The sequence below is a fragment of the Methylobacterium gregans genome (assembly GCF_022179245.1).
Taxonomy (GTDB): Bacteria; Pseudomonadota; Alphaproteobacteria; order Rhizobiales; family Beijerinckiaceae; genus Methylobacterium; species Methylobacterium gregans.
Genome location: NZ_BPQM01000040.1, coordinates 1 through 12757, shown reverse-complemented (window position 1 = coordinate 12757; position 12757 = coordinate 1). Strand labels below are relative to the sequence as shown.

The 12757-nt window shown below is 70.2% G+C and carries 13 protein-coding genes and 1 tRNA gene; 10 read left to right on the top strand and 4 right to left on the bottom strand.

Going from position 1 to position 12757, the window contains the following annotated elements; translation table 11 throughout:
* Both MFF54_RS09295 and MFF54_RS09290 read left to right on the top strand, forming a co-directional pair.
* Nucleotides 1-897, top strand: a complete 897-nt coding sequence (locus MFF54_RS09295; RefSeq protein ID WP_238302325.1) for a molybdopterin-dependent oxidoreductase — start codon at nucleotides 1-3, stop codon at nucleotides 895-897.
* A gap of 177 nt (nucleotides 898-1074) precedes the next feature.
* Entirely contained in the window at nucleotides 1075-1719 is a 645-nt protein-coding gene (locus MFF54_RS09290; protein ID WP_370880232.1) for a metal ABC transporter permease, read from the top strand.
* 72 nt (nucleotides 1720-1791) lie between these two features.
* On the opposite strand, the gene MFF54_RS09285 is transcribed toward MFF54_RS09290, so the two are convergent.
* Entirely contained in the window at nucleotides 1792-3207 is a 1416-nt protein-coding gene (locus MFF54_RS09285; RefSeq protein ID WP_238302323.1) for an FAD-binding oxidoreductase, read from the bottom strand.
* Nucleotides 3208-3610: 403 nt separating this feature from the next.
* Here MFF54_RS09285 and MFF54_RS09280 point away from each other — a divergent pair, with 403 nt between their 5' ends.
* The 3 genes from MFF54_RS09280 (at nucleotide 3611) to MFF54_RS09270 (ending at nucleotide 6988) form a co-directional block, all read left to right on the top strand.
* A complete protein-coding gene (locus MFF54_RS09280; RefSeq protein ID WP_283206268.1) occupies nucleotides 3611-4771 on the top strand; it encodes an acetyl-CoA C-acyltransferase in 1161 nt (386 codons plus the stop codon).
* A gap of 22 nt (nucleotides 4772-4793) precedes the next feature.
* Nucleotides 4794-5555 carry an SDR family NAD(P)-dependent oxidoreductase gene (locus tag MFF54_RS09275; protein WP_238302322.1) on the top strand — a complete coding sequence of 254 codons (762 nt, stop codon included), beginning with the start codon at nucleotides 4794-4796 and terminating at the stop codon, nucleotides 5553-5555.
* Nucleotides 5556-5869: 314 nt separating this feature from the next.
* Nucleotides 5870-6988: an acyltransferase family protein gene (locus tag MFF54_RS09270; protein ID WP_238302321.1), complete on the top strand. Its 1119-nt coding sequence runs from the start codon at nucleotides 5870-5872 to the stop codon at nucleotides 6986-6988.
* A gap of 498 nt (nucleotides 6989-7486) precedes the next feature.
* Here the strand turns inward: MFF54_RS09270 and MFF54_RS09265 are convergent.
* A tRNA-Gly gene (locus MFF54_RS09265) sits at nucleotides 7487-7561 on the bottom strand.
* Nucleotides 7562-7688: 127 nt separating this feature from the next.
* Here MFF54_RS09265 and MFF54_RS09260 point away from each other — a divergent pair.
* From MFF54_RS09260 to MFF54_RS09250, 3 genes are all read left to right on the top strand, one after another.
* On the top strand, nucleotides 7689-8219 hold the full coding sequence (locus MFF54_RS09260) for a metallophosphoesterase family protein (protein WP_238302320.1): 531 nt from the start codon (nucleotides 7689-7691) through the stop codon (nucleotides 8217-8219).
* A gap of 185 nt (nucleotides 8220-8404) precedes the next feature.
* Complete coding sequence (locus MFF54_RS09255) at nucleotides 8405-8716, top strand: hypothetical protein (protein ID WP_238302319.1); 312 nt, start codon at nucleotides 8405-8407, stop codon at nucleotides 8714-8716.
* A gap of 139 nt (nucleotides 8717-8855) precedes the next feature.
* Nucleotides 8856-9008 (top strand): hypothetical protein, encoded by a 153-nt coding sequence (locus tag MFF54_RS09250; RefSeq protein WP_238302318.1) that lies wholly within the window; start codon nucleotides 8856-8858, stop codon nucleotides 9006-9008.
* 23 nt (nucleotides 9009-9031) lie between these two features.
* On the opposite strand, the gene MFF54_RS09245 is transcribed toward MFF54_RS09250, so the two are convergent.
* Nucleotides 9032-9274 (bottom strand): hypothetical protein, encoded by a 243-nt coding sequence (locus tag MFF54_RS09245; protein WP_238302317.1) that lies wholly within the window; start codon nucleotides 9272-9274, stop codon nucleotides 9032-9034.
* 183 nt (nucleotides 9275-9457) lie between these two features.
* Here MFF54_RS09245 and flaF point away from each other — a divergent pair, with 183 nt between their 5' ends.
* A complete protein-coding gene (gene flaF, locus MFF54_RS09240; RefSeq protein ID WP_066918274.1) occupies nucleotides 9458-9820 on the top strand; it encodes a flagellar biosynthesis regulator FlaF in 363 nt (120 codons plus the stop codon).
* A gap of 6 nt (nucleotides 9821-9826) precedes the next feature.
* Here the strand turns inward: flaF and MFF54_RS09235 are convergent, their stop codons facing one another.
* Nucleotides 9827-10228 (bottom strand): flagellar biosynthesis repressor FlbT, encoded by a 402-nt coding sequence (locus MFF54_RS09235; protein ID WP_238302316.1) that lies wholly within the window; start codon nucleotides 10226-10228, stop codon nucleotides 9827-9829.
* Between the two features lie 197 nt (nucleotides 10229-10425).
* On the opposite strand from MFF54_RS09235, the gene MFF54_RS09230 reads away from it, so the two are divergent.
* Complete coding sequence (locus MFF54_RS09230; protein ID WP_238302315.1) at nucleotides 10426-12693, top strand: DUF1522 domain-containing protein; 2268 nt, start codon at nucleotides 10426-10428, stop codon at nucleotides 12691-12693.
* Nucleotides 12694-12757 lie beyond the last annotated feature (64 nt).

Below are 12757 nucleotides of genomic sequence, written 5' to 3'. Positions count from 1 at the left end.
ATGGCACTCCTCACCCCGCGACGCCGCTTCCTGGCGACCTCCCTGGGCCTCGTCAGCGCCGCCGCGCTGGGCGGCTGCGACCGCTTCGCCGGAACCGATGCCGGTCGGCGCACGCTCCGGCTCGGCGAGGACGCCAACCGCTTCGCGCAGCGCCTGCTGCTCTCGCCTGCCGCCCTGGCGCGCGAGTTTCCGGACTCGGCCATCTCGCCCTGGTTCAAGCCCAACGGCACCATCGATCCGCCCGATCAGGATTATCGGGCGCTCGCAGGCGCCAAGTTCACGGCGTACCGTCTCGCCGTGGACGGCCTCGTGGAGCGGCCGCTCTCGCTCGGCCTGTCGGATCTGCGCGCCCTGCCGGCCCGGACCCAGACGACGCGGCACGATTGCGTCGAGGGCTGGAGCTGCATCGGCCGCTGGACCGGCGCACCGCTCTCCGAGATCCTCACCCGGGCCGGCCTCAAGCCGCAGGCGCGCTACGTCGTGTTCCACTGCGCGGACACGATGGAGTATGCCGGCGGCCTCGACGGCGCGCGCCTGCAGCCGGAGACGCCGGACCATGTTCGCCACATCCAGCTCGCGGCGGCGGGATCGGACGATTGGGGCGGCGGCGAGCCGGAAGCGCAGGAGCCCGACCGCCGCACGCCGATCCGGTACTACGAGAGCATCGACCTCGTGGACGCGCTTCATCCGCAGACCATCCTGGCCTACGACCTGAACGGGAGCCCGCTTCCCGTCGGCAACGGCGCTCCCCTGCGCCTGCGCGTCGAGCGGCAACTCGGCTACAAGATGGCCAAATACGTGATGCGGATCGAGGTCGTCGATGCCCTGACCGGGATCGGCGGCGGGCTGGGCGGCTATTGGGAAGACCGCGGCTACGAGTGGTACGCCGGGATATAGCCATTCGGCATCGCACGTTTCCCGTTCGACGCGCGGCAATGACTACGCTTCTTCAGAAATCACTCGATTTTGATTGTGCGCGATCATTCCTCCGGCGCCTCGGAGCGCCATAACACGCACAACCAAATGGGAGACTCATCGATGACCCCTTACGCGAACCTCGCTGCCGCCGCGCTGATGACGCTGACCGGGGCGACCGCCGCCTCGGCGCTGGAGCGCGTGCGCGGAACGATCGACAAGGCGGACGGCGGCACCGTGACGGTGAAGACGGAGGCCGGCGCCACCGAGACCATCGATCTCGGCGCGGCCAAGGTCGTGTCCGTGGTTCCGTCCAATCTCGACGCGATCAAGGACGGCGTCTTCATCGGTACGGCGACCAAAGGCGAGAACCCGATGACCGCGCTCGAGGTCGTGCTCTTCCCCGAGGCGATGCGCGGGACGGGTGAGGGCCACTATGCCTGGGACGCGATCACCGACCACACGGCCGGCGGCGCCAAGGTGAAGAGCGCCATGACGAACGGCACGGTCAAGGCCGAGACGAGCGGCGCCCCGAAGGTGAAGAGCGCGATGACGAACGGCACCGTCCAGGCGGGCCAGGGCTCGGGCGATGGCGCGCGTACGCTCACCGTGAGCTACGGCAAGGAGGGCGGCACGAAGACGATCGTCGTTCCGCCGTCCGCGCCGATCGTCGCGTTCGAGCCGGCCGACAAGTCCGCGCTGGCACCGGGCGCGAAGGTTTTCGCGGTGGTCGCGAAGGACGGCGGCAAGACGGACGGCAAGCTCGTCGCAGTGGGCAAGGACGGCCTGACGCCGCCCATGTGACCGTTGTTCGACGACGACCGGCGGGATCCGCACCGCGGGTCCCGCCGGTCGCCGCGGGCCGGTCGGATCATCTCAGATCATCGCGCCGGCGTTCATCACGCCGTGCGGATCGATGGCCCTCTTGATCGCGCTCAGGAGAGCCAGGCGGTTCGGCTCGCCGTAGCGGACCAGCAGGTCCCGCTTGAAGCGGCCGATGCCGTACTCCGCGCTGAAGCTGCCGCCGAGATCGACCGCGACCGCGTACACGGCATGCGCGATACCCGCCTCCACCTCGCGGGTGAAGGCGAGCCGGTCGCGGCCGGCCGGCACCATCAGGTTGAAGTGGATGTTGCCGTCGCCGACATGGCCGTAGAACGACAGGCGCGTACCCGGCGCCTCGGCGGCCACGACGGCGCCCGCCCGCTCCAGGAAGCTGGAGACGGCAGAGGTCGGAACCGCGATGTCGAGCTTCACCGAGCCGCCCGCGTGCTTCTCCGCCTCGGGGATCGTCTCGCGGATCGTCCACATCTCGCGCCGCTGCCGCTCGGACTGCGCCAGCACCGCGTCCTCGACGTGACCGGCCTCGATCAGCGCCTCCAGGGTGCCCAGAAGGACGTCGTCTAGGGGAATGCGCTCCGAGGAGGCGGAGAGTTCGAGGAGGACCGCGCCGCCCGGCCCGGCCGCGAGGCCGAGATCGGCACCGCGCATGTCGGCGACGAGCGCGAGCGACGAAGCCGAGATGAGCTCGAAGGTGGAGGCGAGGTCCGCGGTCTCCCGCCGGACCAGGGCCGCGATCTCCGGAATGGGTGCGTTCGCAGCGAGCTGGAGCCAGGCGGTGGCGCGCCGCGTCTGGGCGGGCCAGAGCTTGAGCACGACGCCGGTGACGAGCCCGAGCGTGCCCTCGGCGCCGATGAAGAGCTGCTTCAGGTCGTAGCCGATGTTGTTCTTGCGCAAGGTGCGCATGTCGGAGAACAGCGACCCGTCCGGCAGCACGACCTCCAGCCCGAGGACGAGATCCCGCGTCATGCCGTAGCGCAGCACCTGCAAGCCGCCGGCATTGGTGCCGACATTGCCGCCGAGGCGGCAGCTTCCCTCCGCACCGAGGCTCAGGGGCAGCAGGCAGCCCTGGGCCTCCGCGGCGGCCTGCGCGTCGGCGAGGATCGTGCCGGCGTCGCAGGCGAGAGTGAAGCCGGCCGCGTCGACCGAGCGGATCCGGTTCATCCGCTCGAAGCTCACGACCAGCTGCCCGCGGCCGGGCTCCGGGGTGGCGCCGCCGACATAGCCGGTATTGCCGCCCTGAGGCACGAGGCCGAAGCCGAGATGCACCGCGAGGCGGACGATCGCCTGGACCTCCTCGGTCGAGCGCGGGCGCAGGACGCCCGGGGTCTGCCCCTGCATCAGGGCCCGCTGATCATGGGTGTAGCGGATCAGGCTGTCGGCATCGGTGACGACACCGCCCTCGCCGAGAAGCGCGTGGAATGGGGAGAGGCGGGACGACGGGTCTGACATCCGAGAGGGTCGGCTCACGACGGGTGACGGAGAGATCGGCGCCGTCGCACCGGCGCCGCTGGCGGGCGCACTCTATCCGGACGCCCCAGCACGGCAATGCCGGCTCGACGGACCGCCCGTCGAATCGTCTCGGGCGAACGGCGCGCGGAGCGGATCCCCGACGGGCTGTCGGGCCGCCGACCGATCCGCGCACCGGCCCGCGCGGTCACGTTCGTCGGCAATCGGCGCGCCGATGCGGGCGAGGAGTTGCAGAAGCTCGTCCGGCCCAGCCAAGATGGCGATCGCGGCACGGAGGGCATCGCGATGCGGCTCCGAGGCCGGCACCCGCCCAGAAGCGGCTCGCGCGGACGGGCGGGCAGCGCAACCGCGCCATGAGACGCGCAACCGGAGGAGGACCCGGGAGATGCAGGTGGATCCGGTCGTCGTCGCCAGCGCGGCGCGCACCCCGATGGGCGCGTTCCAGGGGGACCTGAAGGCCTTCTCGGCCACGGAACTCGGCGCCGCCGCGATCCGCGCGGCGGTCGAACGCGCCGGGCTGTCGGGGGAGGGCGTCTCCGAGGTCGTGATGGGCTGCGTGCTCCCGGCGGGCCTCGGACAGGCGCCGGCACGTCAGGCGGCGCTGGGGGCGGGCCTGTCCGAGGGCACGCCCTGCGCCACCCTCAACAAGGTCTGCGGCTCGGGCATGAAGGCGGTCATGCTCGGCCACGACATGATCGCGGCCGGCTCCGCCGACGTGGTCGTGGCCGGCGGCATGGAGTCGATGTCGAACGCCCCCTACCTCCTCGAGAAGGCGCGCGCCGGCCATCGCCTCGGGCACGGGCGCGTCCTCGACCACATGTTCATCGACGGGCTCGAGGATGCCTACGACCGCGGCCGGCTGATGGGCACCTTCGCCGAGGACACGGCGCAGCACTATCAGTTCACCCGCGAGGCCCAGGACGCCTACGCGCTGGAGTCGCTCGCTCGCGCGAAGCGCGCCGCGGAGGCGGGCGCTTTCGACGACGAGATCGTCCCCGTCTCGGACCTGACATCGGACGAGGGTCCGCGAAAGGCTCGGCCGGACAAGATCCCGACGCTCAGGCCCGCCTTCCGCCCGGACGGCACCGTGACGGCGGCCAACGCCTCGTCGATCTCGGACGGCGCGGCGGCCCTCGTCCTGATGCGGCTGTCGGCGGCCGAGCGTGCCGGCCACACGCCGCTCGCGGTGATCCGCGGGCATGCCAGTCACGCGGCGGCCCCCGCCTGGTTCTCGACGGCCCCGATCGGCGCCATGGCCAGGCTCTCCCGGAAGGTCGGCTGGGCCCTGGACGACGTTGACCTCTTCGAGATCAACGAGGCCTTCGCCGTCGTCGCCATGGCGGCGATGCGCGATCTCGGCCTGCCCCACGACAAGGTCAATGTCCACGGGGGCGCCTGCGCCCTCGGGCACCCGATCGGCGCGTCGGGCGCGCGCATCGTCGTGACCCTGCTCGCCGCCCTCGCGCGCACCGGCGGGCGGCGCGGCATCGCCGCGCTCTGCATCGGGGGCGGCGAGGCCACCGCCCTCGCGGTCGAGCGGCTTTGATTCCCGCATTCCGGAGGTTCTCGTGAAGGTTGACGGTATCGCGGCGGTCGTCACCGGCGCCGCTTCGGGACTGGGGGCGGCGACCGCGAAGGCCTTGGCGGCGGCGGGCGCCCGGGTCGCGCTCCTCGACCTGAACGCGGAGGCCGCCGCCGCGACGGCGCGGGAGATCGGCGGCCTCGCGCTCGCCTGCGACGTGGCGGACGCCGCGAGCGCCGAAGCGGCCGTGGCGCGCGCGGCAGCCGAGCAGGGGCCCGCGCGGATCCTGGTGAACTGCGCCGGGATCTGCCCGGCCGCGAAGGTGGTCGGGCGCAACGGACCGGCCTCGCTCGATGCCTTTTCCCGGGTCGTCCAGATCAACCTCGTGGGCACGTTCAACATGCTGCGCCTCGTGGCGGCCGGCGCCGCCGGCCTCAAACCGCTGGACGGGGGCGAGCGCGGCGTGATCGTCTCGACGGCCTCCATCGCCGCCTACGAAGGGCAGATCGGGCAGGCAGCCTACGCGGCCTCGAAGGCCGGCGTCGTGGGCCTGACCCTGCCGGCCGCGCGCGAGCTCGCGCCTTTGGGCATCCGCGTCTGCGCGATCGCGCCGGGCATGTTCGAGACACCGATGGTCCAGGGCTTGCCGCAGGACGTGCAGGAGAGCCTCGGAGCGGCCGTCCCCTTCCCGGCGCGGTTCGGGCGGCCCGACGAGTACGCCCAGCTCGTCATGGCAATCCTCGCCAACCCGATGCTCAACGGCGAGACCATCCGCCTCGACGGCGCCCTGCGCATGCAGGCCCGCTAGCCGCGCCCGGCCTCCGCTCGAGGCGGGCTCCGTGTCCCGGCGGCGGGCGCTCGGAGGGCCCGGCACGGGAGACGGATATCCGGCAGCTGAGAAACACGGAGGCGCGAAGGACGGCAGCCTCCACGCCCCCGCCGCGAGCCGGATGCGCGCGCGCGACACACACGCTTTTGCATGGAGCGCGGCGCGACCGGGTCCTACACGAACATCTCACGTTCGGCGGCCCCGAGATGACGTCCACTGTCGACTGCGCACCATCGACGTCCCTTTCCGCCGTCGCCGATGCGCGGAGCGAGCGACTGAGAGCCTTCGACCACATGCGCGGCTTCGTCGTTGGCCTCGTGGTTCTCCACCACGCGACGCTCGCCTACTGCACCTTCGGCCACATCGACCGGGTGAACTACGCGCGATCCACCGCGCCCATCGTGGATCCGCAGCGCTGGGTCGTCTTCGACCTCGTGGTCCGCCTCGACGACGGCTTCTTCATGCCGCTGCTCTTTCTGCTCTCGGGGCTCTTCGTCCGGGACGGGTTGATCCGCCACGGGCCCGCCGCCTTTCTCGGCACGCGGATCCGCCGCCTCGGCCTGCCCTTCGCGATCGCGATCCTGACGGTCGGCCCGCTGGCCTACTATCCCTCCTTCCTCCAGGCCGGTGGGACGCCGGGCTTCGGGTCGTTCTGGATCAGAACGGTGACGGCCGGACCGTGGCCGAGCGGTCCACCCTGGTTCATCGGCGTCCTGCTGCTGTTCGACGTGGCTGCCACGCTCGTCTTCATCCTCGCGTCACGCTGTATCGTCGGACCCGTCCCGCCCCCCGCGCCGCGCGCGGTCACCGGCTTCGCGCTGCTGCTCGCCGGCTCCTGCCTGCTCTACCTACCCCTGCTCCTCGCACTCGGCCCGACGCTTTGGCTGGGTATCGGGCCGCTCGCCGTTCAGGGCAGCCGCATCGGCCTCTATGCGGGCTACTTCGCCGCGGGTGTCGGATTGGGGTGCGGGGGTATGCCGGCCATCGTGCAGTTCGCGCGCCGCCTGTCTACCCGATGGACGGCCTGGAGCCTGCTCGCCGCTCTGACGGGAGCGGCTTTCCTCACGGCAGGGGAGACGGCACGCTGGGGTCTTCACCGACCGGCACCGATCACGCTCGTCGCCCTGGGCACGATGCAAGTGACCTTCTGCGCCGCCGCAAGCTTCGGGCTGCTCGCCCTCTTCCTACGCTTCGGAGGGGGCCGCTCAGCCGCGTGGGACAGCCTCGCGGCGAACAGCTTCGCCATCTACCTGCTGCATTACCCTCTCGTGACGTGGACGCAGTACGGCCTGCTTGCAACGCGGGCCGGTGCCCCGATGAAGAGCGCGGTCGTCTTCACCGTCGCGCTCGCAGCGAGTTGGGCCTGCGCTTCCTCCCTGCGCAGCTTCCCCCTCGTCGGCCGGATCCTGTGAGCGATCGCGGGACGCGACACGCCCGCCGGACCTGCACCTGCTCCGGACCGCGCGTCGCGACGATCCCCACGGCTGGCGCGGGCGAGGGGACGAGGCTGCGAGCGCCGGCCGCCCGACGCTCGGGCCGCAATACGGGACTGGCTCCGCATCGGGTTGAGTGCCGTCAACCCCGCACTGAGACACGAAGGTCGGGACCTGCCGGATCGGCGGGTGCTCGTGGGGTCAGGATCCCGGGACGGGCGTGCCGCCTCCAACCTCCTCCGGCGCCCGCGACCACCTGCGACCGGATGCACCGCTCGGCTATCGACCACCCGCGCCTGTCACCGTCCCGGATGCAACCTTGCGGCTGTCCATGGCTGCCGCCATGTGCCGGGCACGGCGAGAAGTCTGCGCGGAGCCGATACGAATGTCGACCTCTGCCGATGTGCCGGGTACGACCCATCGCCTGTGGATCCGTGACGCAGAACCCGTAAGCGTCCGCGAACGCAGAGGAATTTTTGGAGCGGGCGATCGGGATCGAACCGACGACATTCAGCTTGGGAAGCTGACGTTCTACCACTGAACTACGCCCGCGTCGCCGCTCTGGTTAACGGGCGCGCCGCCGCCTGTCCAGCCGAATCCGGCGCCCCCGACGCGCTGCCGTCCTTCCGATGGAACCGGACGCTCCGCGGCGCGTCGATGGGCGGTTCCGGGCCGAGCCATGACGATCTTCTTCACCAGCGACACGCATTTCGGGGATCCGCGGGTGCTGCGGCTCGACCGCAGGCCGTTCCCCGACCTCGCGGCGCACGACGCCGCCCTGATCGCGTCCTGGAACGCGCGGGTCGCACCGGAGGACGAGGTCTGGCACCTCGGCGACTTCGCCCTCGGACCGAGCGCGGCGCGCGTCCACGACATTCTGGGAGACCTTCACGGCACCAAGCGCCTGATCAGCGGAAACAACGACGGGCCGGACACGCTCGCGGCACCGGGCTGGGCCTGGGTCGGGACTTACGCGGAGATCACCGTGGACGAGCGCCGCCTCGTTCTGTGCCACTACGCCTTCAGGACCTGGAACGGGATCGGCCGCGGCGCACTCAACCTGCACGGGCATTCCCACGGACAACTCAAGCCGATCCCCAGACAGTACGACGTCGGTGTCGATGCCCAGGGCTTCGTGCCCGTCACCCTCGCGGAGATCCTGGTCTCGCGACGGCGCGGCGCGAAACGTCCCACGGAACCATCGGCTTAGCTCTGCCGTTTCCAGGCCAGAAGACAGGAGGACGCGGCAGCGTCTCGGCAGGGACGCCGCCAACGACCTCCGCCCATCCCGTGTCCGGTCGACGGACCACCTTCGGACCACGTCACAGACGCGCATGGGCCCGCGAGCGGATCTCCGCTCGGGCGGACCCGGGCGCCCGTTTCCACGGTGTTCCCATGAGACAGCCCCTACCAGCCGCCATCGCCGCACTCGGGCTCGCCCTCTCCGCGCAGGCGGCTCTCGCGGCACCCGCCTGCATCGAGGCCCGGCGCAAGGTCGACGAGGCCGTGGCGCTCCGCTACCAAGCGCGCCAGGAAGCCCGCCTCGGTGACCGCGACCGGGTCTGCGACACGCTCGACGAGGTCGGCGACCGCTACAACGACGCCCGCGACGCCTTCGACGATTGCGGGGCCGGCGTGGTGGCCATCGACCTGCGCAGCGAGTTGCGCGCCCTGCGCGTCGCCAAGCGGATCAACCGCTGCGACTAGCGGCCCGCGACGCAGCCCTTAAAGCCATCTCATCCCGATCCACCGGCGAGCGCGTGCGCCTTCGCACAGAAGCGGCGCGAGCTTGACCGCACTCTTAACCCATGCCCGACGCGAGCCCGTCGGCGACAGGATCTCCGCCATGACTCAGAGCCTCAGCCAGAATATCGGCCAGGACACCGGCAACCGTCCCCTCGGCGCCCCGACCGGCCCGTCCTTCGCGGCCGCGCTGTGCGGCTTCCTCAGCACCACGGTCGCCACGACGGCGCTGATGTTCCTGCTCAGCAGCGTCTGAGCGGCGACCGGGATCGCGGCCCGTCAGGGCGCGATCCACCAGAACCGGCGCGGCGAGAGCAGCATCTCGACGGTGCCGACCTTTTTGGCGTCGGCCGCGGGCGGGCAGGCGACTTCAGCCCGGGGAGCGGGCACCGGCGCGGCGGCCAGCATCACCGCAGGCCTCAGCCCGAGCCGGGTCTGGATCTCCGGCTGGCGCACCGCCGCGATGGTGCCGACGCAGGCGAAGAGCGCACCCGCTACCGCCCCGAGCAGAAAGTTCGTCATCGCAATAGAGCATTCCCGGGGACGCGGAGTCCCCCGCACCGGTGTCGGTCTGGCATCGCATGCGGGCACCATTGCGGCGGGCGGCGCTTACACACCCTTAAGCTTACCGTGTGATCAATCCCCGGCGATGCCCCGCCTGGCGGCATCCGCCGTCCGGGAACGGGTTGCAGGGAACGGGTCCGCATGAGCTACGCCGCCAACGCCTATGCCAGAACCGCGCAGGTCGCGCTCAGCCCGCGCGAGGCGGAAGCCGCGGTGCTGATGAAGGCCGCGCGTCAGCTCCAGGCGGCGCGCGACGACTGGGACAACCACGCGGCCGGCCTCAACGCGGTGCTCACCTTCAACCAGAAGGTCTGGACGATCCTGGCGACCGCCGCGACCGACCCGGCAAGCCCGCTGCCGCCGGACCTGCAGCAGGACGTGGCCAACCTCGCGGCCTTCGTGTTCCGCCGGATCCTCGACACCATGGTCGATCCCTCGCGCGAGAAGCTCGACGCCCTGATCACCATCAACCAGAACCTCGCGGCCGGCCTCCAGGGCCGCTGACGCCCCTCAGGCCGCCCCCGGCTCCGCCGCGGGCGCAAGGTGCGCGCGCTCGTAGGCGACGAGGTCGCGGGCGCGCTTGATCGCGGCGTGGTGGCGCCCTGCCTCCAGCTCCTGCTGGATCGCCGCGAGGTAGGGCGCAGTGCCGGGCGCCTGACGCACGAGCTCGGCCGCCTGCGCGTAGAACAGCGCCAGCGGCCCGGTCGGCTCCTCCGTGAGGTAGATCACCGTCAGCGTCAGGTGCAGGCGCTTGCAGGGCGTGTCGGCCTCGCTCTCGGTGATGATCTCGCTCTCACGCAGGAACTTGCACTCGGTCTCGATCAGGAAGGCCGCGCGGCGCTCGCCGTTGCGGATCGCCGCCCCGTTGATGATCAGCCGCTCGAACGGCTTCAGTTCGATGCGCAGGGGCATGGCGTGCTCTCCGGAGAACCTTCCGCCACCCTAGTCACGCTTCGTTAACCGTGACTCAACGCGGCCCTCGGAAAAACCGCGCCGGGCGTCTCACGCAAGGAACCTCGCGGATCAGCTTAAGGGCTCGGCAAGGGCCCGCGTGATCTCTGGGGCGACTGCCAGAAAGGCAGGTCTTCAGATCAGCACGGATCGCCCCGATGTCCAGCATCACCCTCTCGTCTGCCACCCGGCAGAACCTGCTCGTGGCCCAGGATACGGCAAGCCTCCTGTCCACCACCCAGAACCGCCTCGCGACCGGCAAGAAGGTCAACTCCGCCCTCGACAGCCCGAGCTCGTTCTTCACCGCCCAGGGCCTCGACAACCGCGCCGGCGACCTCTCGAACATCCTCGACTCGATCTCGAACGGCGTGCAGGTGATCCAGGCCGCCAACACCGGCATCACCTCGCTGCAGAAGCTCGTCGATTCCGCCAAGTCGGTCGCCAACCAGGCGCTGCAGGCGACGATGGGCTACGCCACGAAGTCCAACGTCTCGACCACGATCACCGGCGCCACGGCCGGCGACCTGCGGGGGACGACCACCTACGCGAATGCTCAGGCGAACAGCAACGTCCTGTTCAATGGAACTGCGGGCGGCACGACCGCCGCCACAGGTGCTTCGACGCTGGGCGGAGTACAGGCCGCCCTGACGGGTGCGGCCGCGACCGCCGGCGACGGCACCACGGCCCTGACCGGTGCCATCAAGCTCATCGCGGCCACCGGCACCTCCGCGACCGGCCTGATCGGCAACGCGCAGCCGGCGGATGGCGACACGCTGACCGTCAACGGCAAGTCCATCACGTTCCGTTCGGGGTCGGCGCCGTCGGGGACTTCGATCCCCTCCGGATCGGGCGTCAGCGGCAATATCCTGACGGACGGGAACGGCAACTCCACCGTCTATCTCGGCACCACCGGAACGCCCGCGGGCAGCGTCGACGACCTGCTGAAGGCCGTCGATATCGCGAGCGGCGTGAACAAGGTTGCGATCGACTCTGCCGGCGCCGCCACAATCAGCGCCAGCAGCAGCCAGACGCAATCGACCGTCACCGGCGGCAAAGTCGTGCTCCAGAGCTCGATCGGCTCCGATGTCGACATCTCCGGCAAAGCCGACCTGCTGAAGGCACTCGGCCTGACCACCGCGACCGGCGCGGGCACGGCCAACGTTGGCGTCGCGCGCGCGACGGCTTCGACAACGACGGGGAGCCTCATCCAGGACGGGTCTACGCTGAACGTCAACGGCAAAACGATTACGTTCAAGAACGCGGAGACGCCTGCCGCCGCGAACGTTCCGAGCGGGTCCGGCAAGACCGGCAACGTCGTGACCGACGGCAAAGGCAACTCGACGGTCTATCTGCAGGCCGGATCGCTGAACGATGTATTGACTGCCATCGACTTGGCTACAGGCACCCAGACGGCGTCCAATGCCAGCGGTGCGGCGACGCTCACAACCGCTACCGGCGCGACGAACTCGTCGGTGGTCGCCGGCTCGCTCAAGATCAGCACGGGTACGCTTGCCGACCTCAAGATCAGCGGCACCGGCAACGCGCTCTCCGCCCTCGGGCTTGCTGGCAATGCCGGGACCGACACCAGCTTCACCGCGTCGCGCAATTCGACTCCGGGCGGCCTGTCGGGCAAGACGCTGACCTTCGGCGCCCTGAACAATGGTACGGCGGTCAACGTCACCTTCGGCGATGGCACCAACGGGACCGTTAAGACCCTCGACGACCTCAACACGAAGCTCGCCTCCAACAACCTACAGGCTGCCCTTGACGCCAGCGGCAAGCTCACGATCTCGACGACCAACGACTACGCTTCATCGACGATCGGAAGCGCGACCGATGGCGGCGCAATCGGTGGAACGGCCGCGGCTCTGTTCTCTGCGGCGGGCGCTCCCGTGGTCGATGCGAATTCGCAGAACACACGCGCCTCGCTCCTGAAGCAGTTCAACCAGATCCTCGACAACATCAAGACAACGGCACAGGACGCCTCCTTCAACGGTGTGAACCTCCTGAACGGCGACACCCTCAAGCTCGTGTTCAACGAGAAGGGGTCGTCCACGATGAGTATGCAGGGCGTGACCTTCGATCCGGCGGGCCTCGGCCTCACAAAGCTGGGGCAGAGCGGCGCGAACGAGTTCAAGGATATTGCCTCGACCAACAAGGTGCTGGACTCGCTGACCCAGGCTTCCTCGGCCCTTCGCTCGCAGGCCTCGACCTTCGGCTCGAACCTGTCGGTGGTGCAGAACCGCCAGGACTTCAACAAGCAGATCATCAACGTGCTGCAGACCGGCTCGTCGAAGCTCACCGACGCGGACCTCAACGAGGAGGCGGCGAACTCGCAGGCCCTCTCGACCCGCCAGTCGCTGACCGTCTCGGCTCTGTCGCTCGCCAACCAGGCCCAGCAGAGCGTGCTGCAGCTCCTGCGTTAAGAACAGGGACGGGCGCCGCCTCACGGCGGCGCCCAGACCGCCGCTCAAACGAAGAGGGCCGGGG